The sequence below is a fragment of the Mycolicibacterium tusciae genome, from assembly GCF_002086795.1.
GTDB lineage: Bacteria > Actinomycetota > Actinomycetes > Mycobacteriales > Mycobacteriaceae > Mycobacterium > Mycobacterium tusciae.
In genome coordinates this window covers 171,394-196,792 of the sequence record NZ_MVIM01000003.1, presented here as the reverse complement: position 1 = coordinate 196,792, position 25,399 = coordinate 171,394, and the positions used below count along the sequence as shown (strand labels likewise).

The 25,399-nt window shown below is 65.9% G+C and carries 29 protein-coding genes; 8 read left to right on the top strand and 21 right to left on the bottom strand.

Features of this window, described 5'->3' with window-relative positions; genetic code table 11:
* The 11 genes from rpsC to BST47_RS06795 all read right to left on the bottom strand — a co-directional run bounded on the left by rpsC (window position 1) and on the right by BST47_RS06795 (window position 7,623).
* Window positions 1-867 carry a 30S ribosomal protein S3 gene (gene rpsC / locus BST47_RS06845; protein ID WP_083124622.1) on the bottom strand — a complete coding sequence of 289 codons (867 nt, stop codon included), beginning with the start codon at window positions 865-867 and terminating at the stop codon, window positions 1-3.
* Window positions 867-1,535, bottom strand: coding sequence for a 50S ribosomal protein L22 (rplV, locus tag BST47_RS06840; RefSeq protein ID WP_083124620.1), 669 nt, complete (start codon window positions 1,533-1,535; stop codon window positions 867-869). Before rplV ends, rpsC begins: the two co-directional genes overlap by 1 nt.
* A complete protein-coding gene (rpsS, locus tag BST47_RS06835) occupies window positions 1,535-1,816 on the bottom strand; it encodes a 30S ribosomal protein S19 (RefSeq protein ID WP_066907363.1) in 282 nt (93 codons plus the stop codon). Before rpsS ends, rplV begins: the two co-directional genes overlap by 1 nt.
* Window positions 1,817-1,825: 9 nt before the next feature.
* The gene (rplB, locus tag BST47_RS06830; RefSeq protein ID WP_083124619.1) at window positions 1,826-2,665 is read right to left on the bottom strand and encodes a 50S ribosomal protein L2; all 840 of its coding nucleotides are present in this window, start codon (window positions 2,663-2,665) and stop codon (window positions 1,826-1,828) included.
* A 30-nt stretch (window positions 2,666-2,695) separates the two neighbouring features.
* On the bottom strand, window positions 2,696-2,998 hold the full coding sequence (gene rplW / locus BST47_RS06825) for a 50S ribosomal protein L23 (protein ID WP_014209146.1): 303 nt from the start codon (window positions 2,996-2,998) through the stop codon (window positions 2,696-2,698).
* On the bottom strand, window positions 2,998-3,675 hold the full coding sequence (rplD, locus tag BST47_RS06820; protein ID WP_083124617.1) for a 50S ribosomal protein L4: 678 nt from the start codon (window positions 3,673-3,675) through the stop codon (window positions 2,998-3,000). Before rplD ends, rplW begins: the two co-directional genes overlap by 1 nt.
* On the bottom strand, window positions 3,675-4,328 hold the full coding sequence (gene rplC, locus BST47_RS06815; RefSeq protein ID WP_083124615.1) for a 50S ribosomal protein L3: 654 nt from the start codon (window positions 4,326-4,328) through the stop codon (window positions 3,675-3,677). The genes rplD and rplC overlap by 1 nt, the downstream gene beginning before the upstream one ends.
* A gap of 14 nt (window positions 4,329-4,342) precedes the next feature.
* Complete coding sequence (rpsJ, locus tag BST47_RS06810; RefSeq protein ID WP_003883485.1) at window positions 4,343-4,648, bottom strand: 30S ribosomal protein S10; 306 nt, start codon at window positions 4,646-4,648, stop codon at window positions 4,343-4,345.
* Window positions 4,649-5,064: 416 nt separating this feature from the next.
* The gene (locus BST47_RS06805) at window positions 5,065-5,502 is read right to left on the bottom strand and encodes a VOC family protein (RefSeq protein ID WP_165799755.1); all 438 of its coding nucleotides are present in this window, start codon (window positions 5,500-5,502) and stop codon (window positions 5,065-5,067) included.
* 171 nt (window positions 5,503-5,673) lie between these two features.
* Window positions 5,674-6,030, bottom strand: a complete 357-nt coding sequence (locus BST47_RS06800; protein WP_083124611.1) for a nuclear transport factor 2 family protein — start codon at window positions 6,028-6,030, stop codon at window positions 5,674-5,676.
* A gap of 3 nt (window positions 6,031-6,033) precedes the next feature.
* Window positions 6,034-7,623, bottom strand: coding sequence for a carboxylesterase/lipase family protein (locus BST47_RS06795; RefSeq protein WP_083124609.1), 1,590 nt, complete (start codon window positions 7,621-7,623; stop codon window positions 6,034-6,036).
* Between the two features lie 109 nt (window positions 7,624-7,732).
* On the opposite strand from BST47_RS06795, the gene BST47_RS06790 reads away from it, so the two are divergent.
* Window positions 7,733-8,986, top strand: coding sequence for a cytochrome P450 (locus tag BST47_RS06790; RefSeq protein WP_083124607.1), 1,254 nt, complete (start codon window positions 7,733-7,735; stop codon window positions 8,984-8,986).
* Window positions 8,987-9,012: 26 nt separating this feature from the next.
* On the opposite strand, the gene mftG is transcribed toward BST47_RS06790, so the two are convergent.
* The 7 genes from mftG to mftA form a co-directional block, all read right to left on the bottom strand.
* Window positions 9,013-10,443, bottom strand: a complete 1,431-nt coding sequence (mftG, locus tag BST47_RS06785; protein WP_083124605.1) for a mycofactocin dehydrogenase MftG — start codon at window positions 10,441-10,443, stop codon at window positions 9,013-9,015.
* 9 nt (window positions 10,444-10,452) lie between these two features.
* Window positions 10,453-11,865 carry a mycofactocin biosynthesis glycosyltransferase MftF gene (mftF, locus tag BST47_RS06780; RefSeq protein ID WP_083124603.1) on the bottom strand — a complete coding sequence of 471 codons (1,413 nt, stop codon included), beginning with the start codon at window positions 11,863-11,865 and terminating at the stop codon, window positions 10,453-10,455.
* Window positions 11,862-12,605, bottom strand: coding sequence for a mycofactocin biosynthesis peptidyl-dipeptidase MftE (gene mftE, locus BST47_RS06775; protein ID WP_083124601.1), 744 nt, complete (start codon window positions 12,603-12,605; stop codon window positions 11,862-11,864). The genes mftF and mftE overlap by 4 nt, the downstream gene beginning before the upstream one ends.
* Before the next feature lie 134 nt (window positions 12,606-12,739).
* Window positions 12,740-13,930 carry a pre-mycofactocin synthase MftD gene (mftD, locus tag BST47_RS06770; RefSeq protein WP_083124599.1) on the bottom strand — a complete coding sequence of 397 codons (1,191 nt, stop codon included), beginning with the start codon at window positions 13,928-13,930 and terminating at the stop codon, window positions 12,740-12,742.
* A 3-nt stretch (window positions 13,931-13,933) separates the two neighbouring features.
* Window positions 13,934-15,118, bottom strand: a complete 1,185-nt coding sequence (gene mftC, locus BST47_RS06765; protein WP_207568551.1) for a mycofactocin radical SAM maturase — start codon at window positions 15,116-15,118, stop codon at window positions 13,934-13,936.
* Window positions 15,115-15,432 carry a mycofactocin biosynthesis chaperone MftB gene (gene mftB / locus BST47_RS06760; protein WP_207568550.1) on the bottom strand — a complete coding sequence of 106 codons (318 nt, stop codon included), beginning with the start codon at window positions 15,430-15,432 and terminating at the stop codon, window positions 15,115-15,117. The genes mftC and mftB overlap by 4 nt, the downstream gene beginning before the upstream one ends.
* Entirely contained in the window at window positions 15,417-15,515 is a 99-nt protein-coding gene (mftA, locus tag BST47_RS06755) for a mycofactocin precursor MftA (RefSeq protein WP_083124592.1), read from the bottom strand. The genes mftB and mftA overlap by 16 nt, the downstream gene beginning before the upstream one ends.
* Window positions 15,516-15,621: 106 nt before the next feature.
* Between mftA and mftR the strand changes: the two genes are divergently transcribed.
* From mftR to BST47_RS06740, 3 genes are read left to right on the top strand one after another with little or no spacing between them, the layout of a single operon-like run.
* Complete coding sequence (gene mftR, locus BST47_RS06750) at window positions 15,622-16,233, top strand: mycofactocin system transcriptional regulator MftR (protein ID WP_083124590.1); 612 nt, start codon at window positions 15,622-15,624, stop codon at window positions 16,231-16,233.
* Between the two features lie 54 nt (window positions 16,234-16,287).
* Window positions 16,288-16,821 carry an RNA polymerase sigma factor gene (locus BST47_RS06745; protein ID WP_207568549.1) on the top strand — a complete coding sequence of 178 codons (534 nt, stop codon included), beginning with the start codon at window positions 16,288-16,290 and terminating at the stop codon, window positions 16,819-16,821.
* An 8-nt stretch (window positions 16,822-16,829) separates the two neighbouring features.
* Entirely contained in the window at window positions 16,830-18,110 is a 1,281-nt protein-coding gene (locus BST47_RS06740; RefSeq protein WP_083125102.1) for a VOC family protein, read from the top strand.
* An 11-nt stretch (window positions 18,111-18,121) separates the two neighbouring features.
* Here BST47_RS06740 and BST47_RS06735 read toward each other — a convergent pair whose 3' ends face one another.
* Window positions 18,122-19,297 carry an FAD-dependent oxidoreductase gene (locus BST47_RS06735; protein WP_207568548.1) on the bottom strand — a complete coding sequence of 392 codons (1,176 nt, stop codon included), beginning with the start codon at window positions 19,295-19,297 and terminating at the stop codon, window positions 18,122-18,124.
* A 45-nt stretch (window positions 19,298-19,342) separates the two neighbouring features.
* Window positions 19,343-19,789, bottom strand: coding sequence for an Rv2324 family transcriptional regulator (locus BST47_RS06730; protein ID WP_083125101.1), 447 nt, complete (start codon window positions 19,787-19,789; stop codon window positions 19,343-19,345).
* Window positions 19,790-19,902: 113 nt separating this feature from the next.
* Between BST47_RS06730 and ddaH the strand changes: the two genes are divergently transcribed.
* From ddaH to BST47_RS06710, 4 genes are read left to right on the top strand one after another with little or no spacing between them, the layout of a single operon-like run.
* Window positions 19,903-20,796, top strand: coding sequence for a dimethylargininase (gene ddaH / locus BST47_RS06725; RefSeq protein ID WP_083124586.1), 894 nt, complete (start codon window positions 19,903-19,905; stop codon window positions 20,794-20,796).
* A 14-nt stretch (window positions 20,797-20,810) separates the two neighbouring features.
* Complete coding sequence (gene rocD / locus BST47_RS06720) at window positions 20,811-22,043, top strand: ornithine--oxo-acid transaminase (protein WP_207568567.1); 1,233 nt, start codon at window positions 20,811-20,813, stop codon at window positions 22,041-22,043.
* 15 nt (window positions 22,044-22,058) lie between these two features.
* Window positions 22,059-23,561, top strand: coding sequence for an amino acid permease (locus BST47_RS06715; RefSeq protein WP_083124573.1), 1,503 nt, complete (start codon window positions 22,059-22,061; stop codon window positions 23,559-23,561).
* Window positions 23,558-24,439, top strand: a complete 882-nt coding sequence (locus tag BST47_RS06710; protein WP_083124571.1) for a universal stress protein — start codon at window positions 23,558-23,560, stop codon at window positions 24,437-24,439. Before BST47_RS06715 ends, BST47_RS06710 begins: the two co-directional genes overlap by 4 nt.
* A gap of 94 nt (window positions 24,440-24,533) precedes the next feature.
* On the opposite strand, the gene BST47_RS06705 is transcribed toward BST47_RS06710, so the two are convergent.
* The gene (locus BST47_RS06705; RefSeq protein WP_107528885.1) at window positions 24,534-25,388 is read right to left on the bottom strand and encodes a mycofactocin-coupled SDR family oxidoreductase; all 855 of its coding nucleotides are present in this window, start codon (window positions 25,386-25,388) and stop codon (window positions 24,534-24,536) included.
* Between the last annotated feature and the right edge of the window lie 11 nt (window positions 25,389-25,399).

Here is a 25,399-nt window from a genome sequence, read left to right as displayed (position 1 = left end):
CTAGCTCTCCGTGGTTTCCGTGGGCTGAGAGGACACGGCCTCGCCGGCAGCGGCCTCGGTGCCTGCCGTCGCCTCCGCGGCGGCCGGTGCCTCTTCGGTACCCGATGCGGCGCGACCGGCCTCAGTGCTCGTCGCGGTGGTACCCGATGCGCCACTGCGACGCGGACGGGTGCCCGACGGACGCTCGCGACGCGGACGATCCGCGCCTGCCGGCGCCGCGGCGGTGAGCTCGCGCTTGCCGCCGACGATGTCGCCCTTGTAAATCCAGACCTTCACACCGATACGACCGAAGGTCGTCTTCGCTTCGTAGAGCCCGTAATCGATGTCGGCACGCAACGTGTGCAGCGGCACCCGGCCTTCGCGATAGAACTCCGAGCGGCTCATCTCGGCGCCGCCGAGACGTCCCGAGCACTGCACCCGAATGCCCTTGACGTTCGGCTGGCGCATCGCGGACTGGATTGCCTTGCGCATGGCGCGACGGAACGCGACGCGGTTGCTCAACTGCTCGGCAACACCCTGAGCCACCAACTGAGCCTGCGACTCGGGGTTTTTCACCTCGAGGATGTTCAGCTGAACCTGCTTGCCGGTCAGCTTTTCGAGGTCGGCGCGAATGCGGTCAGCCTCGGTGCCGCGGCGGCCGATGACGATGCCGGGACGCGCGGTGTGGATATCGACGCGGACCCGGTCGCGGGTGCGCTCGATCTCCACGTCGGCAATGCCGGCGCGCTCCAGACCGGTGGCAAGCAGACGACGGATCGCCACGTCTTCCTTGACGTAGTCCTTGTACTGCTTGTCGGCATACCACCGGGACTTCCAGTCGGTGGTGATACCGAGCCGGAAGCCGTGGGGATTGATTTTCTGGCCCACTACTCCGAGCCCTCCTTCGCTTCGTCAGAAGCTTCTGTGGTCTTTTTCGCGTCGGCTTTTTCGGCGTCCGCCTTCTTGGGGGCGGCCTTCTTGGCCGGAGCCTTCTTCGCGGCGGCCTTCTTGGCAGGCGCCGTCTCCACAGTCACTGTCTCGGTGGTCGCCTCGGCTGCGTCCGATGTCGCCGCCGGGGCGGCTCCGGGCGCCTTGGTGGCCGGCGTCTTCTTCGCCGCAGCGGCCTTACTGCCCTGCGCACGACGCGAGCGTGCTGCGCTGGCGGACTGTGCGGAAGCACCGCCCCGTCCACCGTCGCGGCTGGGCCTGCTCTCGACAATCACCGTGATGTGGCTGGTGCGCTTGCGAATCCGGAACGCACGGCCCTGTGCGCGCGGACGGATGCGCTTGGCGGTCGGGCCCTCGTCCGCATAGACGGTGGCGACCACGAGGGTGGTCGGATCCAGACCCTCGTTGTTCTGCGCGTTGGCGGCAGCACTCGCGATGACCTTGGCAACCGGCTCGCTGGCGGACTGCGGCGCCCACCGCAGAATGTCGAGCGCCTCGGTCACCGACTTGCCGCGCACCAGGTCGATAACCCGGCGTGCCTTGGTCGGCGAGATGCGCACGAAGCGCGCCACCGCGGTGGCGGACGGATATTCAGTCGTCGTAGTCATTACCGGCGCTTAGCCTTCCGGTCGTCCTTGATGTGACCCTTGAACGTGCGGGTCGGTGCGAACTCGCCGAGCTTGTGCCCGACCATCGCCTCGGTGACGAACACCGGGACGTGCTTGCGGCCGTCGTGCACCGCGAAGGTGTGCCCGATGAAGTCGGGGATGATCGTCGATCGACGCGACCAGGTCTTGATGACCTGCTTGGTGTTCTTCTCGTTCTGTACGTCGACCTTCTTGAGCAGATGGCCGTCGACGAACGGGCCCTTCTTGAGGCTGCGTGGCATCGTTTACTCCTACCGGTGCTTCTTGCCGGTGCGTCGGCGACGAACGATCAGCTTGTCGCTCGGCTTGTGGGACTTGCGGGTACGGCCTTCGGGCTTACCCCACGGGCTGACCGGGTGACGGCCGCCGGAGGTCTTACCCTCACCGCCGCCGTGCGGGTGGTCGACCGGGTTCATCACGACACCACGGACGGTCGGGCGCTTGCCCTTCCACCGCATACGGCCGGCCTTACCCCAGTTGATGTTCGCCTGCTCGGCATTGCCGACCTCGCCGACGGTGGCGCGGCAGCGCACGTCGACGCGACGGATCTCACCGGATGGCATACGCAGCGAGGCGTAGGTGCCTTCCTTACCCAGCAGCTGGATGCTCGCACCGGCCGAGCGCGCCAACTTGGCTCCGCCACCGGGCCGCAGCTCCACTGCGTGGATGAGCGTGCCCGCCGGGATGTTGCGCAGCGGCAGATTGTTGCCGGGCTTGATGTCGGCATTGGCGCCGGACTCCACGACGTCGCCCTGCGAGAGTCCCTGCGGCGCAATGATGTAGCGCTTCTCGCCGTCCAGGAAATGAAGCAGTGCGATGTTGGCGGTGCGGTTCGGGTCGTACTCGATGTGTGCGACCTTGGCGTTGACACCGTCCTTGTCGTTGCGACGGAAGTCGATCACGCGGTAGGCGCGCTTGTGCCCGCCGCCCTTGTGACGCGTGGTGATCCGACCGTGTGCGTTGCGGCCGCCCTTGCCGTGCAATGGGCGCACCAGCGACTTCTCCGGATGGTCGCGAGTGATCTCGGCGAAATCGGAGACGCTGGCACCGCGACGACCCGGGGTCGTCGGCTTGTACTTGCGAATTCCCATGTTTCTTAAAGTCTCTCTGCTATCCGCCGGCTAGGCCGGTGCTCCGAACAGGTCGATCGGCTTGCTTCCAGCGGCCAGCGTGACGATGGCGCGCTTGGTGTCCTTGCGCTTGCCGTAACCGGCGCGGGTGCGCTTGCGCTTGCCCTGCCGGTTGAGGGTGTTGACCGAGTCGACCTTGACTTTGAAGATCTTCTCGATCGCAATCTTGATCTGGGTCTTGTTCGAGTCGGGGTGCACGACGAACGTGTACACGTTCTCTTCGATGAGCCCGTACGACTTCTCCGAGATCACCGGCGCCAAGATGATGTCGCGGGGATCGGTGACGGTAGCCATCAGGCCGACACCTCCTCGTCCTTGTTCGTGTGAGCGGCGATGTAGGCGTCCAGCGCCTCCACGCTGAACACCACGTCGTCTGCCTTGAGCACGTCGTAGGTGTTCAACTGATCCGGCGAAAGCACGTGCACGCCGGGCAGATTGCGAACGCTCTTGGCACCGGTCTCATCGGTACGGCCGATCACGATCAGCACCTTGCTGTTCTGGGCCGTGTTCTCGGTGAGAAGCGTCGCCAGGAACGTCTTGGCCGCCTTCGTCGACGGAGCCTGCCCCTCGACGAGCTCGGTCACCGCGTGGATGCGGCCATTGCGTGCCCGGTCCGAGAGCGCCCCGCGCAGTGCGGCGGCGATCATCTTCTTCGGGGTCCGCTGGCTGTAGTCGCGCGGCTGCGGTCCGTGTACGACACCGCCACCGGTGAACTGCGGGGCGCGCGTCGAACCCTGACGGGCGCGGCCGGTGCCCTTCTGCCGGTACGGCTTCTTGCCGCCGCCACGCACCTCGCCACGGGTCTTGGTCGAGTGCGTGCCCTGACGCTTGGCCGCCAACTGCGCCTCGACGACCTGGTGCATCAGCGCGATGTTGGCCTCGGCGTCGAACAGTGCGGCGGGCAGCTCCACTGAGCCGTCCTTCTTACCCGCCGGGGTGTGAACGTCGATCTTCAAAGTCTTGTCGGCCATTACTTCTCGCCTCGCTTGATTGCACTGCGCACTGTCACCAGTCCGCCATTGCGACCGGGGATAGCTCCCTTGATCAACAGCACGCCGTTCTCGGCATCGACCTTGTGCACCAACAGGTTCTGCGTCGTGACGCGGTCGCTACCCATGCGGCCCGACATGCGGGTGCCCTTGAACACGCGGCCGGGAGTGGCGCAACCGCCGATGGAACCCGGACGACGGTGCACCGCTTGGGCACCGTGACTGGCGCCCTGGCCCTTGAAGCCGTGGCGCTTCATGGTGCCCGCGAAGCCCTTACCCTTAGACGTTCCCGTCACGTCGACATAGGCGCCGTCGGTGAAGATCTCGGCGGTCAGTTCCTGACCGAGCTCGTACTCCGCGGCAGCGGCCTCGTCGTCGAGCCGGAACTCAGCGATGTGGCGGCGCGGGTTCACACCTGCAGCCGAATACTGCCCCGTAAGAGGCTTGTTGACCTTGCGCGGGCTGATCTCGCCGTACGCAAGTTGCACTGCGCTGTAGCCGTCGCGCTCCGGCGTGCGGATCATCGTGACGACGTTGGGCCCGGCCTTGACGACCGTCACCGGCACGACCTTGTTGTTCTCGTCGAACACCTGCGTCATGCCCAGCTTGGTGCCCAGAATGCTCTTTCTAGCCATTTCTCTTGGGTCTCCTACTGGATGTTGACGTCGACGCTGGCCGGCAGATCGATGCGCATAAGGGCGTCAACGGTCTTCGGCGTTGGGTCGAGGATGTCGATCAGCCGCTTGTGGGTGCGCATCTCGAAGTGCTCCCGCGAGTCCTTGTACTTATGCGGGGACCGGATGACGCAATACACGTTCTTCTCGGTCGGCAGCGGCACTGGGCCGACCACGCTGGCGCCCGTACGTGTGACCGTCTCAACGATCTTGCGCGCCGAGGCGTCAATTGCCTCGTGGTCGTAGGCCTTGAGCCTGATGCGGATCTTCTGTCCCGCCACGCTTCTCCTACCTCACTACTAACGGGCCCATACTCGGGCCTGGTCTGCTGCCACACGCCGAGGAACCCCGGTCGCGCGGCTATGCCGCCGCTGTTTACCTGTCTGTGGTCCACCGACCCCCGCGCTCGGGTGTGTCGCCCTAGCGCACGCTCGCCCGCGTCGGAAATCCGTCGCGATCGAGGTTGGGACCGGACGCGCCCCTGGGGGCGCAGGTCGTATGCCCCGTGCCAGGCAGTCCCGAAAGGGGTCCGTCCCGGCTCAAGGCAACCCGAACAGTATGCCCTAGATCTGGGCCTGCTCCAAATCCCTGGCCATGGGAAACCCGCTGGCACGGCCGGTCCGCCGCGGAAGCTATCTTACTCCGGAGTAAGATAGCCCGGGCCGCCGGTGGTGCGCATGGAAAGCGACCGACTCACTCAACCGACGTTGTAGTGGGCGAACTCTATCTGGATCCCGTCAGGATCGACGAAGTCGAACATTGTTCCCAGGTCCCCGGCGACTTTCCTGATCTCCGATCGCGCAACACCAGAGGTATCGAGCCAACTCGCCCATGCCCGGAGGTCATCCACAGACTCGGCCTCGAGCGCGAAATGATCCAGACCGGTGCGCACAGGGTCGAACCGTTCACCTGCGTTGCTTGAATGCTCGCAGAGGTCGAACACCTGGCCGCCCAGGCTCAGAATCGCCGCGCGCCCGGGGAAACGACGGAGGTCCTCACCCTCGGGGGTATCCGCCATCAAGACATCAGCGCCGAGCACGTCGCAATAGAAAAGAATGCTGCGCTCGAGGTTGGCCACCGAAATCCCAAAATGATGCAGTCCGGCCAAGCGCGGACGAGTTGAGTCGCTTTCCACGAGCTTTGATGGTGCCAGCGGCGGCATTCGTACAGGTCGTTTTGATCATCGTCGGGCGATGGTGCACGCGGACATCACCTGCTGGGTGACGCCGGCCTGATCGTCGAAATGCACGTTTCGCTAGGAAAAGTGCGAGAAGACGTCTGCAAGACGTCGATCTCGACGCCGCGTCTAGTCGAGATACGTGCCGTGGCCTTCGCGAACCAGACCGTCGTTATCGAAGGTGAGGACCTCGTTGACCAGGCCACCGAGGTGATTGCGGTAGTTGATTACCAGCGTGGATTCGCCACGGTAGACGCCGACGATCCCGAAGTGCAGATCCGGCAACGACTTCAACGCCGACGTCCAGTAGTGCCGCAACGCATCCTTTCCCGCGACCACTCCCCCGGTTTCCGGCAGGACGCGCGCTGCGACCGGTGACGTAAATGCCACGTCGTCGCGGAAGTGCTCGAGCACCGCCTCGATGTCGTGGGCGTTCCATGCGTCAACCCAGCTCTGGGAGAACGTCTTCGCGTCGGGAGTCGGCATGCCTCAGTCCTTTAGTCCCGCCCAGAAGCCGCACTTGTGCGATTGGTCGAAATCGGTGGTGACGCGGTTCCCTCTGGGCTGCAACGACATTCGCTCACCCGCGTCGCCCTCGTCGTACGCCGGCCAGCCCGAACCGGGTGAGCCCGTCGCGACGAACCGACTCCAGTAGTCGATCATCTCGTCCGACAGCCGCTCCTGGTCGGGGCTCAGCGCCGGCGCTCCGCCCACGTCGAAGAGGTACCGCAATTCCAGCGAATGCCCGGCGCCGACGGGGAACGGCGCCGCCCGCAGCGGCTCCGGTGCCGGCGCACCAGGGTCGTCGAATTCGGAGAAGTACACCGGCTTTTCTGATGACAACGAGTCGGCGAGACGGTCCGCCACACAGGCGAAGATGCCGTCGGTCACTGCGGCCGAATATGCCAGCGGCACACTGCCGCCGAACTGCTCCGGCGGATACTGCTGCGCGACGACCCCGGCATTGGCGCCGCCGTATGCCTCCGAAAGCAGCCCGAGATAGTCGGTCGCGCCGAACGCCCGCCCGCGGATGTACTGCAACGCGGTGAACAGGGTGTACTCGTCGGCTGTCGTCCCGATCATCACGGGCACCTCGGCCGCCCGCCCCTGCGCTGCACCGTTCATCGGATCGACCGGCAGAAGCTTGGTTCCCGTCACGGGTCCACTCAAGCGTTCGCTGCCGATCCGTCCGTAGAGCACTGGCCGCTGCAGCCGCTCGGCCGGTAGCGCGCGAAGACAGGCCGCCGCAGCGACGCTATCGCCGCAACCCACCTCCGCGGCGTACTGCTCGCTGGTCCGCTCCGCGGCAGCCAGATCGTATTGCGCCTGACACGGGCCACTTTGGATGATCGCGGCACTGAAAAGTCCCGCCGAGTCGGGTGCAACGAGGTGGTCGCACACTGACATCCCCCCGGCCGACTCCCCCGCTATCGTCACCTTGTCCGGATCGCCTCCGAATGCAGCGATGTTGTCGTGCACCCAGCGCAGCGCGGCCTGCTGGTCGGCCAGGCCGTAGTTGCCGACGTCGCCGGCCGGGCCGAGTGCCGGGTGCGCGAGGAAGCCGAGCGTGCCCAACCGGTAGTTGATCGTGACGACGACGACGTCACCGCGGCTCGCCAGTCGGCGCGAGTCGTAGACGTCGCCGCTGCCATTGGTGAAGCTGCCGCCGTGAATCCACACCATCACCGGCCTCTTCTCCGCGGACGGCGGTGGCGTCCACACGTTGAGAGTCAGGCAGTCTTCGCTGGTTTCGCGTTGGTCAACGTCATTGCTGACGTCCTGAATGCATCGCGGGCCGGGCCGGGTGGCATCAAGGAACCCGGTCCACCCGGCCGCTGGCGCGGGCGGTCGCCACCGCAACGCCCCCACCGGTGGTGCGGCATAAGGAATTCCGGCGAAAAGGCGGTGGTCTTGGGAAACCAGTCCGCGCAGCGCACCTGACTCTGTCTGCACCACTCCCGGATCGTCCGGTACGTCGATGGTGGCCGAATGGCCGCGTGAGCACCCAGCGAGCGCGGCCACGACGATCAACACCGCCGCGATGACGAGTCCTCGGCGGCGGAGCGTTGCAACAGACATCGGTCCCGACACTACTAAGGGACCACTCTTCCCTTGCGTGGCCTCGGTCACATAGACTCCGAACTTGACACCCGTCAAGTTCCGTCAGCCCCGGAAATGAGGAGCCCGTATGAGCACGCCGACGATGGATGATGCCGCGCAAGTTTTCGCCGACCCGACGGCGTATGCCGACGACGCTCGGCTGCATGCGGCACTGACCCATCTGCGGGCGAACAACCCGGTGGCATGGGTCGACAAAGCTCCCTACCGTCCGTTCTGGGCGATCACCAAGCACGCCGACATCATGGCCATCGAGCGGGACAACAACCTGTTCCTGTCCGAACCGCGGCCGCTGCTGGCCACCGCCGCGGCCGACGATCTGGGCAAGCAACAGCTCGAAGCGGGAACGGGCCTGCGCACCCTCATCCACATGGACGATCCGCACCACCGCAAGGTCCGTGCGATCGGCGCGGACTGGTTCCGCCCCAAGGCAATGCGCGATCTGAAGGTGAACGTCGACGCGCTGGCGAAGCGCTACGTCGACAAGATGCGCGACATCGGCCCAGAATGCGACTTCGTCACCGAGATCGCGGTCAACTTTCCGCTGTACGTCATCATGTCGCTGCTCGGCTTGCCCGAAGAAGACTTCCCGCGCATGCACCAGCTCACCCAGGAGCTGTTCGGCGGCGACGACGAGGAATACAACCAGCGCGGTAAGACCCCGGAGGAGCAGCTCGCGATCCTGGTCGACTTCTTCACGTATTTCGCGCAGCTGACCGCATCGCGTCGTGAGAATCCGACCGACGACCTGGCATCGGCGATCGCCAATGGCCGCATCGACGGTGAACCGCTCTCCGAGGTCGATACCGCCTCCTACTACGTGATCGTCGCGAGCGCGGGCCACGACACCACCAAGGACGCGATTTCCGGCGGGTTGCTCGCGCTGATCGAAAACCCCGACCAGCTGGAGCGTCTGCGCAAGGATCCCGGACTGATGGGCACCGCGGTCGAGGAGATGATCCGCTGGACGACGCCGGTCAAAGAATTCATGCGCACCGCAGCCAAGGACACCGAGATCCGCGGCGTTCCCATCGCCAAAGGCGAATCCGTCTACCTGGCCTATGTTTCCGGCAACCGGGACGAGGAAGTCTTCGACGAGCCCTTCAGATTCGACGTCGGCCGCGACCCGAACAAGCACGTCGCATTCGGATACGGCGTGCACTTCTGCCTTGGGGCCGCGCTGGCACGCATGGAGATGAACAGCCTGTTCACCGAATTGATCCCGCGGCTGGAGTCCATCGAACTCGCGGGCGAACCGGAGTTGGCGGCGACCACTTTCGTCGGCGGGCTCAAGCACCTGCCCATCCGGTACTCGCTGCGCTGACGGCGGTCCCCGGCCGCGCCGGCAATTCAGAGGACGAACTCGGCGGCCCGGTGGCCGAGCATGACGGTGGTGGCGTGCGGGCCTCGGCTGGTGATGCGGGGAAGCACCGAGCCGTCGACCACCCATAGGGCGTCGACGCCGCGCACTCGACACCGCGCGTCGACCACTGCCGTGGTGTCGTCCTCGCGTCCCATCCGCGCGGTCCCGCACAGATGTTGGGACGTCGACCACGACGTCTTCTCGGATTGCGCATGCGCACCGGCGAGTTCGCGCGCCAACTCGGCACCGGCACGCAGCGCCGCGACGTCTGCGGGTTCACTGTCGTACCGGTGCTCGATGACGGGGCCGACGTCGGGGTTCGCTGACACCAACCGGACCCTGCCGCGCGATCGAGGTTGCATGAGGGCGACCCCGATGTGTGGGTGGTCGGCCGGGTCGTCGCGCCGACCGCTCACCATCGCGCCGAAACCCGCGGTATACGGCCTGATTTCGAGCCCGTCATCGGTGGTCAGCACCGCCTCCAGCGGTGGCAGACCGTGCGTCTCGGTCCAGTCCACCGGAAGCACCCACTCCGGATGGTCCGCGGTTGCGGCACCCACCGGGAGGTCGGCGACCACGGGTACTCCCGCGGCGCTCAGCACCCGCTGCGGGCCGATACCCGACAGCATCAGCAGATGCGCGGATCCGATCGCACCGGCCGACAAAACGATTCGGTCAGCGGTCACATCGACAAGTCCGTCGGGGCCGACGCATTGCACGCCCACCGCGCGACCGCCGACGATCCGGATGCGTGTCGCCCTGGTATCGGTCAGGACGGTGAGACCGGCGCGACCCATGGCGGGCTTGAGGAAGGCGCCACCGGGACCGACCCGCGTACCACCGTTGATGTTCAATGGCACCGGGCCGACTCCCGAAGGCAGCGGGGCTTCCGGCGCGGAGCCGTTCAGATCGTCCACCCGCCGATACCCTGCCGTTTCCGCGGCGTTGACGAAAGTCGCGGTACAGCCGTCGAATTCGGCGACCCGCTGCACCTGAATAGGACCGTCGCGACCATGCAGAGGACCGCCGAAGTCGAGGTCGGTCTCGATGGCCAGGAAATGCGGCAGCACGTCGGACCACGCCCATCCGGGCAGCCCCCAGCCGTCGAAGTCCGACGGCAGTCCACGGCAGAAATAGCCGCCGTTGACCGCACCCGATCCGCCGACGACTGCACCCCTCATGATCTGTGCGTGCCGCTCGGGGTCGTCGGTCAGGGTCGTCGGATAGCGCCGCACCACTGAGCTGGCGGCGCCGATCGGCAACCGCAAGCCGTCGGTGATCTGTGTCAGAACGGAAGGATCGGAGGGGGCCGGCCCGGCTTCGATGACCGTGACGCGGCGACTTGAGTCAGCCGAAAGTCGCTCCGCTAATACAGATCCGGCGCTTCCGGCGCCGACGATCAACACATCGCAGTGCAAGACGGGGCTTCAGGTCCGAATCTGCGGCTTGAGTGCGCCGACGTGACGCTCGCGCACGACGCCGGTCCACAGTCCGGCGCCGTACGCCATGTCATCGAGCCGCTTGAGCAGGATGTAGGTGAGCAGACCGACCGGTTTCGTGTCGTCCTCACTGTTGCCGTTGCGGGTGATCCAGTCCACCACTCCGTCGACGATGGCCGCCACCAACACCACTTGACGGCATCGTCGAGACAGCAGTGCCGCGACGAACGCGACGGGCCAGTAGTGGCGGCAGATGGCTGACGCCAGCTGCAGCGCCGCGGACCACAATCCGTGGGCTGCCACCACGGCCACTTCCCTGGGCTCGGTCTCCACGGTGGACAGCGACCGTGCGATACGGCGCCCGGTGATCGTGGCGACCACCATCGACGCGACGTAGCCGATTCCCGAACCCATCGCCATCAGCATCCACGCGACCAGCGTCCAGCCCGAGATGACGAGCGGTGCCGTCTTCCCGGGGTGCCGGACCGACAGCGGTGCGGCGGATTCTCCGTAGAAAGACTTGCGCGAGAGCCACTCTCGCAGTTGCGTGCGATGGTCGTGACCGACCAGAGCGACAGGTTCGTAGCGCAGCCGAGCGCCTGCCTCGATCAACCTCCAGCACAGGTCGACGTCTTCGCCGGACCTGAGCGTCTCGTCGAAACCGCCCAATTCCTTGAGCACGGCACTTCGGCAGATGATCGCGGCGCTTGGCACATAGGCGACGGTCCCGAAGGGTACGACGGGCGCTTCGCGCATACCGAGGTCGAGAGAGGACCTGACGGCCTCGTAGCGGGCCACCAGGTTTTCCGGCTCGCGCAGGCCGATGATCCGCGGTGCGACGAGCGCCACCGCAGGGTCGCAGAAATGCCCGAGTAGCGCCTCGAGCCACCCGCGCCGCGGCACCACGTCGGAGTCGAGGAATGCGATGTAGTCGGTGTGGCACGCCGCCATGCCGGTGTTGCGGGCGGCCGCGGGCCCCTTGCTGCGATCGTGTCGAAGGATCTGGACATCGCTGTACATCTGGGCGAAGTCGGCCTGCTGTACCGGGGTGGCGGACCCGTCGTCGACCACGATGATTCGCATGCCACGAAGGGCTGCGACCAGGCGGCGGAGGCCAGAGATGTTGTCCCGCACAGGAATAACGACTGTGACGTCCCGATGCGACGGTCCGGTCGCGGGTCGCGGATGCGCCACTGTCGCGTCGAGCAGCGTACGCGCGAGCTGTGCGCTGACCGCGTCGTGCACCTCGAGCCGGCCGCCGGTGAGCATCGTCTGCGCTGCGGGCGCCAATCGCAGCAACCGGGTAGGCGACCCGCCGAGCAACGCGGACCCCTCGCCGAGGACCCTCACCCGGCGATCTACCTGGACGGCGAACCCGTCGGGCAGCCGTGGTCCGGTCATGTCAGCATTCCGTTCCGGTCAGGCGTCCATCGAGTCACACGCCGCAAGCATCCGTCGACCATCTCGGCGAAGATGCGCGCGCCTTCCTCTGCGGTAGCGGTGGTGGGGTCACCGAGGATACCCACTTCACTGACCGCGGCCATCCCTCCTTGACGCATCGCGGGCATCAACTGTCCCAGCGGGGCGCTGTTGCCGGGAACCCGCTCGTCGATCCAGACGTCGGCAGGCGAAATATGTAGCAATACAGAGGTTTCGGTATGACCGGCATGCGCGTCGGCGTTCTCCGCACTGCAGGGACACCAGCCCACGTCGCGGCCCTCGTACCGCAGCAATGCCGCCGCAGTGGCCAGCGCTTCCACGTTGCCCCCGTGCCCGTTGACGAAGACGAGGCGCGACGCCCAGCGCGACGCGGACCGGCCGAACTCCACCAGCATCAAACGCAGGGCGGACGTGCCGATCGACACGGTGCCGCTGAACTCCTCATGCTCACCACTGGCGCCGTATTCGATCGCCGGAGCAACCATCCATTTCGATTCATTCGCCGGCGCGAGCTGGACGGCCAGGGCACGCGCCACGGCGGTCGCAATGCGCGTGTCGGTGTCGAGCGGCAGGTGGGGCCCGTGCTGTTCGGTGGAACCGACGGGAATGATCAATGCTGGTGACGTGCTCTGCAGCTGCCGCGACGTTGCGTTCGCGAGCTCGCTTCCATAGGGCACAGGCCGATGGTAGGCCGAATTCACCTGGTGTGCGCCAATTGTTGGCGCATGCGCAGCAATTGATTTCCAGAAATTTGCGCTTGCGACAACGAGGCATTCACGTCAGCCCCCTGAGCCACGCCTGTACCAGGAAACTCTGGGTGAAGGCGACAGCCCGCTCAGGCGGTGGGGGTGGCCGGAATCCCGAGGGCCCGAGCGAACCCGTCGGGCACCAGCACGTCGTCGGGGCGGAGGTCGTGCACCGACGCATGGCCGAGTCCCATCAACGCCGAGTCGATACCGCCCCGCAGAACGTCGAGCACGTTCTCGACACCCGCCTGCCCATTGGCGGCCAGGCCCCAGAGATACGCCCGCCCGATCATGACCGCGCGCGCGCCAAGAGCGACGGCCTTCACCACGTCGCTGCCCCGTCGGATGCCGCCATCGAGCAGCACCTCGACGTCGTTTCCGACGGCGGCGGCGATCGCAGGCAACGCCCGAATCGACGCAGGCGTGCCGTCGAGGTTGTTACCGCCGTGGTTGGACACCGAGATAGCCGAAACACCAGCGTCAACAGCACGTTTGGCGTCGTCGACCCGCATCACGCCCTTGAGCATGAACGGGCCGCCCCACAGCTCACGCAGCCAGGCGATGTCCTCCCAGGTCGGCGGCGGGGTACCCATCCACTCGCCGTACGCCGCGAAGAACGGCGGACCCGCCTCGCCGCGCGCAGCCTGATTGGGCACCCGCAGGTTCGGCGGCCGCAAGGTCTTACCCCATTGCCACATCCAGCCCGGCCTGCTGAGCCCCGTCGGCAGCATCCGCACCGTGGTGCGCAGGTTCATCTCCTCGGGGATCGTGGGGCTCCCCCAGTCCCGGCCGTGCGAGAAGCTCCAGTCGGTGGTGACGATGAGGCCGACGGCGCCCGCCTGGCGCGCGCGCTCGACCCGCGCCGCGATCGCGTCCCGGCCGCCGAGCCAGTACACCTGGAAGAAGAGCTTGGGATTGGCGACGATCACCTCTTCGATCGGCTTGCTCGCAAACGACGACAGACCCATCGCGGTCCCTCGTGCGGCCGCGGCCCGCGCGACAGCGGTCTCACCATCTGGGTGGACGGCCTGCACACCGGTCGGCGATATCACCACCGGCATCGAAATATCCTGGCCCATCACGGTTGTCGCGAGGTCGCGCTTCTCGGTAGCGCCGATGACGTGCGGCGCGAAGCCCAGCTCGGCGAATGCGTCGACGTTGTCGGCGACGGTGACGCCGCGCTCGCTGGCCGCGAGCAGCGCCGAGTACACCGGCTTGGGTAGCCGTCGCTTGGCCCGCTCTTGGGCGGCCGCGACAGTCTCGAACCAGATGTCGGCCATCAGTTACACCGGGCTTTCGTTACAGAGTCGGGCAGGAGGCTTGGTCAGCAGCTTGAGCATGACCGGACCGCTACGCGAGTGGTCGACACTGGACTTGGGCTTGACGCGGTCGGCGGCCAACGCCGGCGCACCGTAACCCTCTACACACTCGGGGTCCGGACCGTCCATCGGCAATCCGGTGAAGAACTTGGCGGCCATGCATCCGCCGCGGCAGCTGTCGTAGTGACCGCAGCTCCCGCACGCTCCTGCCGACTGCGGCTCGCGCAGCTCGCGGAACAACGGAGCGTTCTTCCACACGTTGTCAAAACCGTTATCCGCCAGGATGTTTCCTGCAAGAAAGCGGTCGTGGATGGCGAACGGGCACGCATACACGTCGCCGACCGGGTCGATGAGGCACACCACCCGGCCCGCTCCGCACAGGTTCAGACCCGCCAGCGCGCCCGGCTCGCCCAGACCCGACAGGTGGAAGAACGAATCACCGGTGAGGACACCGTCGCCCTTGGCCACCAGCCAGTCGTAGAGCTGAACCTGCTGCTCCGCGGTGGGGTGTAGTTCATCCCACACGTCGGCCCCGCGGCCGGACGGCCGCAGCCGGGTGATCCGCAGCGTGGCACCGTAACGCGCTGCCAGGGCGGCGAAATCGTCGAGCTGGTCGACGTTCTCGCGGGTCACGACGACGGAGATCTTCGCGTCCTTGAAGCCCGCAGCGGCGAGGTTCTCCAACGCCCGGATGGCCATCGCGAACGAGCCCGCTCCCCGGACGGCGTCGTTGACCTCGGCCGTCGCACCGTCCAGTGAGATCTGCACGTCGACGTAGTCACTGGCCGCCAGCCGCGCTGCCACCTCGGGCGTGATGCGCACGCCGTTGGTGGAGAACTTCACCCCGACGTGGTGTTCGGTGGCGTAGTCGACGAGCTCCCAAAAGTCCGACCGCACAGTCGGTTCCCCGCCACCGATGTTCACGTAGAACACCTGCATACGTTCGAGTTCGTCGATGATGTCCTTGCACTGCTGGGTCGTCAACTCGCGCGGGTCGCGCTTGCCCGAGGACGACAGGCAGTGCACGCAGGCCAGATTGCAGGCGTAGGTGAGTTCCCACGTCAGGCAGATAGGCGCATCCAGACCGTGCTCGAACTGCTCGATGAGCCGTGGAACGGGCTGGGCGGCAGGCGATTCCATTGTTGTCATTGCGGCACCAACATCTTCGATTGAGCGAGCACGCGAAGGGCGTGAAGGTAGGGGGCCTGCTGCGCATCGTCGACGCCGGCGGCGCGGCAGGCGGACCGGACGTCGGGGTGGTCGGCCAATGTGTTGACCACCTCGACGATCGTCCGGTTCTTCAGGAACGACAGCTTGCGCGTACCGAAGTGATACAGCAGCGCACCGAACGACTCGGGCCGTACGGCCACCTGTGGGTGGAGCCGCCAACTGAGGTCGGGATCGAACGCGATGTCGGTCCCGGTCTCAGCTGCTGACGAGGCCACGGTCAGTAGACCCCGCACATCCCGTCGATCGACACCTCTTCGACCAAGGTCTCGGTGACGAGCTCGTCGCCCGAAGTTTCCGCTGTCTGATTCGGCTCCACTATCCGCACCTTTCCTTGACAGGATCTCGACAAACTGTGATCGAGATCGCAATAATATGGCATCGAGTGCCAGAATGAAAGCCGACCCCCGGAAAAAGGAGCTGACGTGCAACCGGAATCCCAGCACCGCGTTGGCCGCCGGCGGTCGACGAGCTGGGAACACATCAGCAATGTGGCGATCGATCTGTTCGCCGCCCGCGGGTTCGACGAGGTCAGCGTCGACGACGTCGCCGAGGCCGCCGGCATCGCACGGCGCACGCTGTTCCGCTACTACCCGTCCAAGAACGCGCTGCCCTGGGGTGACTTCGAGGCGCATCTGGCGCGGATGCGGGACCTGCTGTCAGATCTCGACCCCGACGTGGGGATCGATGCCGCACTACGCACGGCGTTGTTGGCGTTCAACACATTTGACGACGCGGAGACCGCACGGCACCGGCAGCGCATGCGGGTCATCCTGCAGACCGCCGAGCTTCAGGCGTACTCGATGACCATGTACGCGGGCTGGCGCGCAGTCGTCGTAGCGTTCGTCGCGCGCCGGCTGGGCATGAAGGAAGGCGACGTCGTGCCGCAAACGGTCGCCTGGACCATGCTGGGCGCGGCGCTGTCGGCGTATCAACACTGGCTGGACGACGAGTCTGTCTCGCTTGCGCAGGCGCTCGGCGACGCCTTCGACACCGTCAGCGCCGGACTGAAGGCGCTGGACGATCCCGGCCGCTGAAAAGATTTCCGATTCGGGCGTCGGAGTTCGGGCCTCCGCGGCGACGATAAGGGTGTGAGCGCCGAACCGGATGGCAACATCGTCGCTGACGCTCCGCGCAAGCTACTGGCGATGTACGACGAATCGATGCCGGTCGTGTACGGGTATTTCGTCCGGCGCTGCAGCGACCGCGGAACGGCAGAAGACCTGACGTCGGACACGTTCCTGGCGGCGATGGATGCCGCTCGCAAGGACGTGCCCCCGCCGATGACGTTGCCATGGCTGCTCGGAGTGGCGCGCCACAAGCTGGCGGATCACTACCGCCGTCGCCACGACCGGTTCAGCATCCCGGTCGCCGAACTGCCCGAGACTGTCGACCCGGGCGACGACTGGGATGCCGAGCTCGACCGCATCGTCGCGGAGGCCGTCATGGCCAAGCTGCCCGAGCACCATCGCACCGTGCTGGCGTTGCGGTACATGGATGACTGTTCCGTGCCCGAGTGCGCGGAGTTGATCGGACGGACCGTGCACGCCACCGAGGCGTTGCTGGTGCGGGCGCGACGAGCCTTCAGAGCCCACTATCCGGAGCCGGAAGGAGGGAAGTCGTGAACGACGGCATCAACAACAGCCACGATCCGCTGACCGTGCTGCACGGTGATGAGCTTGTCGCCCAACCAGATCCGGCGTTCGCGGCGCGGCTGCGCGCACGCCTGGAAAGCGCGCTGAACCTGCCCAATCGAACCCGAGGAGTTGACATGAGCGGCACCGATACCGCGATCGCCGAACTGACCGAACCCACCGCGTCCTCCGCCGTGCCCCGATCGGCGGCACTGCCATATCTCTCAGTGGCCAACGCGCGCGAAGCCATCGACTGGTACGTCGACGTGCTGGGCGCCACCGTGGTCGGCGAACCGATCGTGATGGACGACGGCCGCATCGGTCATGCCGAGCTGGCACTTGGCGGCGGCATGTTCTATCTCGCCGACGAATATCCGGAGATCGGCATGAAAGCCCCGGCTCCGCAGGCTATTTCAGTCATGCTCGTGATTGCTGTCGCCGATACCGACATCGCGGTAGAGCGGGCCCGCGACCGCGGTGCCACCGTACGTCAGGAAACCCGCGAGGCTCACGGTTCGCGCAACGCCGCGATCATCGACCCGTTCGGGCATTGCTGGTCGCTCAATGGCCCGACCACCGGCGCGGCGGTGACCATCCAGCACGGTGACGTCGGTTACGTCTCGGTGTGGGCGCCCGACGCCGAGCAAGCGGCGGCCTTCTACGGTCACGTCCTGGGCTGGGAATTCGACCGCGCCACCGGTCAGGTCACCAACACAAAGCAGCGCATCGGCATCTACAGCGTCGACAGCCGACAAGGCATGCTGTGCAGCTATGCCGTAAACGATCTCGCAGCAGCACGACAAGCGATCGTGGCCGCCGGCGGGACAGCAGGCGAAGTGCGCGACTTCGACTTCGGCTCGGTGCTGGACGCCACCGACCCGTCAGGCGCGGCCTTCGCGGTGTTCGAGCCTGCACCGGGCATCGCGCGGCCGGAGCTCAATGGCTCTGGGCCAGGCGAGCTTTCGTACATCACCTACGAGGTGCCGGACTCGGGCGCGTTCCGGGCGTTCTACAGCGGGCTGCTGTTCTGGTCGTTCGAGCCGGGTCGCATCGACGACGGCTGGCAGATTCAGCACACCCACCCGATGGCCGGCGTCGCCGGCGGCAGCGCGCAGTCGGTCACGGTGCCGATGTGGACCGTCGCCGACGTCGACGCGGCGGTGGCGAGGGTACGCGAGGCCGGGGGCACCGTGATCGAGGAGCCGTCGACGCAGGCGTACGGCCAATCGGCACAGTGCACCGACGACCAGGGCACGCGGTTCTATCTCGGCCAGTTCTGACAGATTGTCGATTACCCGAGGACGTCGGCGATAGGTGCGCCGGCCGCGATCTTGGAGCGGGCCTTCATGACCTTTCCCGGCATGCCGCCGCCGACCACGCCGGCGACGATGCCGTCGCGCTCGTAGTACGCCAGGAACTTGCGGCCATCGTCCTCGACGACGTGCACGACGTCGTCGGCCTCGGGCTCGCCGAGGCACTGGATCTTGACGTCGTACTGGTCGCTCCAGAAGTACGGCACGGTGACGGTGGCCGGCAAGTCCTTGCCGAGTATGGCGGCCACCATGCCTCTCGCCTGATCGGCGACGTTGCTCCAATGTTCCACGCGCACTTGGTGACCAAGGGCATGGCGCCAGGACGCGACATCGCCGATCGCCCACACATGAGGTGCGCTCGACCGGCCACGGTCGTCACAGACGATCCCGTTGTCGATCTCCAGGCCGCTGCCGTCGAGCCACTCGGTGGCCGGATGCGAACCGATACCGACCACGACGAGATCAGCCTCGAGTTGGGTGCCGTCGCCCAGGACCACCCTCTCGACCCGCTCGGATCCGCTGACCTCCGAAACCCCGACGCCGCATCGCACGTCGACGCCCTCGGCGCGGTGCAGCCGGGCGACCAACTCGCCGATCTGTCCGCCGAGCACCGACGCCAGCGGCGACGGCTGCGGCTCCACCAGGACGACGTCGACACCCATGCCGCGCAGGCTCGCCGCGACCTCGCACCCGATGAAACCCGCACCGACCACGACGGCTCGTGTCGCCGAACCCGCCTCCGCGCGCAACGCAAGGCTTTCATCGAAGTTGCGGAGGACGTGGATCCCTTTGAGGTCCGGGAACGAGGGGATGCGCTTGGGCACCAGGCCGGTGGCGATGATCAGTTCGTCGTAAGGCATCTCGGTGCCATCGGCGAGTGTCAGCGACTTGGCCGCGGTGTCGACCGACCGGGCTCCGTTGCCGAGCAACACGGTGATGTCGTTCTCTTCGTAGAACTCGGCAGGCTTCAGCGTGACGTCGTCGGTCTCGGCGCGCAGCACTTCCTTCGACAGCGGCGGGCGGTCGTACGGCAGATGATCCTCGTCGCTGACGATGGTGAGCGGTCCGGCGTACTCGGAGCGTCGGAGCTGTTCAGCGGTGCGGGCAGCGGCCAGGCCGCCGCCGACGATGACTACTCCCCCAGTGGTGGACATGCGCAGATTTTGCACGATGGCTCCCGCGATTTGTCCGCCACCCCGTCAGCTGCGGTCCCGATCGATGATGTTGGTCAGCACGACGATGCTTTCGCTGCGTTCGACGTCGGCGGCCGAGCGAATACGCTCCAGTGCTTCTTCCAGATGCCGCATGTCTCGTGCGAGCACGTGCAGGATCGCGTCGGCCGTCCCGGTGACGGTGGCCGCGCCGATCACCTCGGGGATGTCAATCCAGGCCGCGCGCAACCGTTCTGGCGTAATCGTGCCGTGGCGGAACACCTGCACGTACGCCTCGGTGTTCCAACCGAGCGCGCTGCGGTCCACCACCGTGGTGAAGCCCCGGATGACGCCGTTGTCGAGCAGTCGATCGACCCTGCGTTTCACGGCAGGCGCCGACAGGTTCACCCGTTCGCCGATCTCGGCGTACGTGGCACGCGCATCGTTGGCGAGCTCGGCCAGAATGCGCTCGTCTGTCTGGTCCAGACGGTCCATCATCACCTCCACGCAACAAATCACCGATATTCTAGACCTGGGACAATGAATCATGTGCTAATACGCAAGAGACGGTGATTGCTTGCAAAAATTCTGGGTCATATCGTTGATTTATGACGATTGCAGATGTCGCCGCCGCCGCGGCTCCGGTATCCGAAGTCGCCGCGACCCCACGGAGGCGCCCCGGCGCCGACAGAACCCCCGAGCGTGCGCCCTCGATACGGCGCTACGCCATGACGGCGCCGACGTTCTTCACCGTCGAGTACGCGATCAACCCGTGGATGGACACGTCGGTGGCTGTCGACACCCATCTCGCGTTCAACCAGTGGGAATCGCTGCGGCAGACATATAAGGAACTCGGCCACACCGTCGAGTTGATCGAACCCATCGTCGGGCTTCCCGACATGGTCTACGCCGCCAACGGCGGAATGATGGTGAACGGCAAGGCCGTCACCGCTCGATTCGCTTATCCGCAGCGCGCCGGCGAGTCCGCCGCGTACGCCGAATGGATGACCCGGCACGGCTATAGCCCCGCCGACACCCGGCACACAAACGAAGGCCAGGGGGACCTGCTCGTCGTCGGTTCGATCATGTTGGCGGGTTACGGCTTCCGCACGCAGCGGCAGGCACACGACGAAATCGCCGCTATCTTGCAGATGCCTGTCGTCAGCCTCGAACTCGTCGATCCGCGCTTCTATCACCTCGACACCGCGCTCGCCGTGCTCGACGCCACCACGATCGCGTACTACCCACCCGCATTCAGCGACCCGTCCAGGACGAAACTGCTCGAACTCTTCCCCGACGCCATCGAGGTGGGCAGCGCCGATGCCTACGTCCTTGGCCTCAACGCGGTGTCCGACGGTCTCAACGTGGTGTTGCCCGCCCCGGCGACCGGCTTCGCCGAACAACTGCGCACCGCCGGCTTCCGGCCAATCGGAATCGATCTGTCAGAGCTGCTCAAGGGCGGCGGATCCGTCAAATGCTGCACATTGGAGGTACATCCGTGACCGTTGTCGACACCATGAGCAGCACCGAAGCGGCGATCGCGGTGGACGGCCGCCACGTCGCGCACAACTACTCGCCGCTGCCGGTGGTCGCCACCAGTGCCGACGGCGTCTGGGTGACCGATGTCGAGGGTCGTCGCTATCTCGATTGTCTGGCGGCCTACTCCGCCGTCAACTTCGGTCATCGCAATCCGGAGATCACCGCGGTGGCCCACGCACAGCTGGACAGCCTGACTCTGGTGAGCCGCGCGTTCCACTCCGACCGGCTCGGCCCGTTCTGCCAGGCGCTGGCCGAACTCTGCGGCAAGGACATGGTCCTGCCGATGAACAGCGGCGCGGAAGCGGTGGAGAGCGGTATCAAGGTTGCACGGAAGTGGGGCACCGACGTCAAGGGCGTACCCGCGGGTCAGAGCAACATTGTGGTGGCGCACAACAACTTCCACGGCCGCACCACCACGATCATCAGTTTCTCCGACGACGAGACGGCCCGACGGGGTTTCGGGCCGTACACCCCCGGATTCCGCTCGGTGGCGTTCGGTGACGCCGACGCACTGGCGGCCGCGATCGACGACAACACCGTTGCCGTCTTGCTCGAACCGATCCAGGGTGAGGCGGGGATCGTCGTTCCGCCCCGCGATTTCCTGCCCCGGGTCCGCGCACTGTGCACCGAACGCAACGTGCTCATGATCGCCGACGAGATTCAGTCGGGGCTGGCGCGCACCGGTCGCACATTCGCATGCGACCACTTCGGGGTGGTGCCCGACATCTATCTGCTCGGCAAAGCCCTGGGCGGCGGTGTGGTGCCGTTGTCCGCCGTAGTCGCCGACCGCGATGTCCTCGGGGTGCTGCATCCCGGCGAGCACGGTTCCACGTTCGGCGGCAATCCGCTTGCGGCGGCCATCGGGACGACGGTCGTGGCGATGTTGCGGCGCGGTGAATTCCAATCGCGCTCAGCAGAACTCGGAGATCATCTACATGCTCGGCTGCGCGCGCTCATCGGGTCCGGCGTGGTCGCGGTTCGCGGAATGGGGCTGTGGGCCGGCGTGGACATCGATCCGGCGCTCGGCACGGGAAAGCAGATCACCGTCAGGCTGGCCGAACGTGGTGTGCTGGTTAAGGACACGCACGGTTCGACGTTGCGCTTCGCACCACCGCTGGTGATCACCGCCGCGGAGATCGACTGGGCGATTGACCAATTCGCCCAAGTTTTGGCCGATCCGGGTTCACACTTGTCCGGTACTGCGTTATAGCTCATAGGAGGCACTATGACCGCCCCATCGCCAAGCCTCTCCGCTCAGATGTTGCGGCGCCGACCGGTGATCGGTGCGCCGGTCGCACATGGCGCCTCCGACCACCTCAAACGAAGTATCGGCGTTTTTCAGCTGACGATGTTCGGCGTCGGCGCGACCGTTGGCACCGGAATCTTCATCGTGCTCCAGGAGGCGGTGCCAAAGGCCGGTCCAGCGGTGCTGATCTCGTTCGTGATCGCGGGCATCGCCGCGGGCCTATCGGCTATCTGCTACGCGGAGATGGCGTCGGCCGTACCGGTTTCCGGATCAACCTATTCCTACGCCTACACGACGATGGGCGAATTCGTCGCGATGGGCGTGGCCGCATGCCTGCTTCTCGAATACGGGGTCTCGATGTCGGCGACGGCAGTCGGATGGAGCGGTTATCTGAACAAGCTGCTGGACAACTTGTTCGGATTCACGCTGCCGCATTCGCTGAGCGCTTCTCCGTTCGCTGAGACACCGGGCATCGTCAACCTTCCCGCCATGCTCTTGATCGTCATGTGTGCGCTGCTGCTGATTCGCGGTGCCAGCGAGTCCGCCACGGTCAACACCGTCATGGTGATCATCAAACTGGGTGTGCTGGCGCTGTTCGTCGCGATCGCTTTCACCGCGTTCACCACCGACCATTTCGCCGGATTCTGGAATGCCGGCTTTGCCGGAATCACCGCGGGTGCGGCCACCATCTTCTTCACTTTCATCGGACTCGATGCGGTTTCCACTGCCGGCGACGAGGTCAAGAATCCACAGAAGACCATGCCGCGCGCGATCATCGCCGCGCTGATCGCGGTCACCACCATCTACATCCTGGTGGCGTTCGCCGGCCTGGGCACTCAGGACGCCGAAGCATTCGGATCCGAAGAACAGTCCGAGGCAGGGCTTTCGGTCATCCTCGAGAATGTTCTCGGGGGCTCGACCTGGGCCAGCACGATCCTCGCCCTCGGTGCGGTGATCTCGATCTTCTCGGTGACGCTCGTGGTGATGTACGGGCAGACCCGCATCTTGTTCGCCATGGGCCGCGACGGGTTGCTTCCATCGATGTTCGCCAAGGTCAACCCTAAGAGCATGACACCGGTGAACAACACCATCATCGTGGCCGTCATCACGGGGCTTCTGGCGGGCTTCGTACCCATCGACTACCTGTGGGACCTGGTGTCGATCGGCACCCTCGTCGCCTTCATCACGGTCTCGGTCGGCGTGATCATCCTGCGACGCCGCGAACCAGACCTGCCCCGTGGCTTCAGGGTGCCCGGTTATCCGGTGACACCGATCCTGTCCATCGCCGCCTGCGTGTGGATCCTGTACGGACTGCCCCCGAACACCTGGCTGTGGTTCGGCATCTGGGTGGCGGCGGTTCTGGCCTTCTACTTCCTGTGGAGTCGCCGTCACAGCGCGCTGAACGACGGCGGTGACGGTCTCATACCGGCCGCCGCGGCGCAGGAGGACGAGGTGTTACTTCCGCCGAAGGATCCTCAATGAGCGTCGCAGTCGGCTACCTGGCCGGCAAGAGCGGCCGGTCGCCGCTCTACCTTGCGGCCGAAGCCGCCAGGACGCTGAAGACGTCGCTGACCGTGGTGACCGTGGTGCCACGGCCGTGGATGACACCCTCGATAGCCCGCATCGATGCCGAATACGCCCAGTACGCCGACCAGCTGGCCGCGGACTCGGCGAAAGAGGCGCAGGAGTGCCTGGCGTCGATCGGCACCGGCATCAAGGTGGACTTCCACAAGGTCGCGCACCGGTCGGCTTCCGGTGGCCTACTCGAAGCCGTCGACAAACTCGAATCCGAAGCGCTGGTGCTGGGTTCGGCGGCCGATGGAAAGCTCGGGCAAGTCGTCATCGGTTCGACGGCGGATCGGCTGCTGCACTCGTCATCGGTGCCGCTGTCCATCAGCCCGCGCGGCTACCGCGGCACGAAGGCCGGCGGATTGACCCGCATCACGTGCGCGTATCCGGGCACACCGGAGTGTGTGTTCGTGGTCGAACGCGTTGCGGCCCTTGCCCAACGACTGGGTGTCCCGATGCGGGTCATCACCTTCGCCGTCAGGGGCCGCACCATGTATCCGCCCGAGGTCGGGTTGCACGCCGAGGACTCGTTACTCGAAGCGTGGGCAGCCCAGGCCCGAGAGACGTTGGCCGAGTTGAAATCCAAGGGCGTGGTCGGCGACGACGTCGAGCTGCGGGTCGCCACCGGCAACGGTTGGGATCAGGCGATCGATGCCGCCGACTGGCAGGACGGCGACCTACTCGCCATCGGCACGAAACCGTCGGGTGGAATCGCCCGCGTGTTTCTCGGTTCGCGCGGATCAAAGATCTTGCGGCACAGCCCGGTACCGGTCTTGGTACTGCCGGGCTAGTGCGCGGCTATCCACACCTCGCGAACAGACGCGAAAACCCCCTAATTTGCCTCGAATAGGGGGTTTTCACGTCTGCTCGCGGTAAGAGGTGGGGCTAGTACTTCATGGTGCCGCGGTCGACGTTGATCTGGCTGCCCGAGATCGTCATCGACCCGTCGCCGGCCAACCACGCCACCACGTCGGAAACCTCTTCAGCGGTCATGAAGTCCTGCAGACTCGACGCGCCTTCCTGACTCACAGGGCGGTACGGGAAGGGCTTGAAGCTGTGGATGAAGCTCGGGAACTTTCCGAAGAGCTCCATCATCGCTTCCTTCTCCACCATCGGCGTGTCGATGGAGTACGGATGGATCGAATTCACCCGAATCCCGTACTCGCCCACCTCCAATGCGAGCGAGTTGGTCAAGGAGGTCAGGCCGTGCTTGGACGCCGCGTAGTGGCCGTTGCCCGGAGTGGCCTTCAGTCCCGCCGACGAGCTCACGATGATGATCGAGCCGCCGTTGCCCGCCTCGATCATCGCCGGAACGGCGGCGCGGATCGTCTTCCACGTGCCGTTCAAGTTCACGTCGATGACGGCGTTCCACTGTTCCTCGGACATCTCGAAGAGACGGCCCCAGCTCAGCACGCCCGCGTTGGCCACCAGGATGTCCAGCCGACCGAACTGCTCGATCCCGTCGGCGACCACCTGCTGCAGTGCGGCCAGATCACGCACGTCGACCTCACGGGACAGCACCTTGCGACCCGTGGCTTCCACCGCGCGTACGGTCTCGGCGAGTTCCTCCGAGCTACCCAGCGGGTAGGTGATCGTGTCGGAGACGGGTCCGCAGACATCGATGGCGATGATGTCGGCGCCCTCGCCGGCCAACCGGATCGCGTGCGCCCGACCCTGGCCGCGCGCGGCCCCCGTTACGAATGCCACTCGCCCTTCCAGGGGCCCGTCAGTCGCCGTCACCGCTGCTCCTT

Coding starts and splice junctions, on each gene's coding strand:
- rpsS (WP_066907363.1), bottom strand. CDS start 1,816: ATGCCACGCAGCCTCAAGAAGGGCCCGTTCGTCGACGGCCATCTGCTC.
- BST47_RS06795 (WP_083124609.1), bottom strand. CDS start 7,623: ATGTCTGTTGCAACGCTCCGCCGCCGAGGACTCGTCATCGCGGCGGTG.
- mftC (WP_207568551.1), bottom strand. CDS start 15,118: ATGACAACAATGGAATCGCCTGCCGCCCAGCCCGTTCCACGGCTCATC.
- mftF (WP_083124603.1), bottom strand. CDS start 11,865: ATGACCGGACCACGGCTGCCCGACGGGTTCGCCGTCCAGGTAGATCGC.
- BST47_RS06730 (WP_083125101.1), bottom strand. CDS start 19,789: ATGGACCGTCTGGACCAGACAGACGAGCGCATTCTGGCCGAGCTCGCC.
- rplB (WP_083124619.1), bottom strand. CDS start 2,665: ATGGGAATTCGCAAGTACAAGCCGACGACCCCGGGTCGTCGCGGTGCC.
- rplV (WP_083124620.1), bottom strand. CDS start 1,535: ATGACTACGACGACTGAATATCCGTCCGCCACCGCGGTGGCGCGCTTC.
- mftD (WP_083124599.1), bottom strand. CDS start 13,930: ATGGCCGACATCTGGTTCGAGACTGTCGCGGCCGCCCAAGAGCGGGCC.
- BST47_RS06735 (WP_207568548.1), bottom strand. CDS start 19,297: ATGTCCACCACTGGGGGAGTAGTCATCGTCGGCGGCGGCCTGGCCGCT.
- rplD (WP_083124617.1), bottom strand. CDS start 3,675: ATGGCCGACAAGACTTTGAAGATCGACGTTCACACCCCGGCGGGTAAG.
- rplC (WP_083124615.1), bottom strand. CDS start 4,328: ATGGCTAGAAAGAGCATTCTGGGCACCAAGCTGGGCATGACGCAGGTG.
- BST47_RS06715 (WP_083124573.1), top strand. CDS start 22,059: ATGACCGCCCCATCGCCAAGCCTCTCCGCTCAGATGTTGCGGCGCCGA.
- BST47_RS06710 (WP_083124571.1), top strand. CDS start 23,558: ATGAGCGTCGCAGTCGGCTACCTGGCCGGCAAGAGCGGCCGGTCGCCG.
- BST47_RS06790 (WP_083124607.1), top strand. CDS start 7,733: ATGAGCACGCCGACGATGGATGATGCCGCGCAAGTTTTCGCCGACCCG.
- ddaH (WP_083124586.1), top strand. CDS start 19,903: ATGACGATTGCAGATGTCGCCGCCGCCGCGGCTCCGGTATCCGAAGTC.
- rocD (WP_207568567.1), top strand. CDS start 20,811: ATGAGCAGCACCGAAGCGGCGATCGCGGTGGACGGCCGCCACGTCGCG.
- BST47_RS06800 (WP_083124611.1), bottom strand. CDS start 6,030: ATGCCGACTCCCGACGCGAAGACGTTCTCCCAGAGCTGGGTTGACGCA.
- rplW (WP_014209146.1), bottom strand. CDS start 2,998: ATGGCTACCGTCACCGATCCCCGCGACATCATCTTGGCGCCGGTGATC.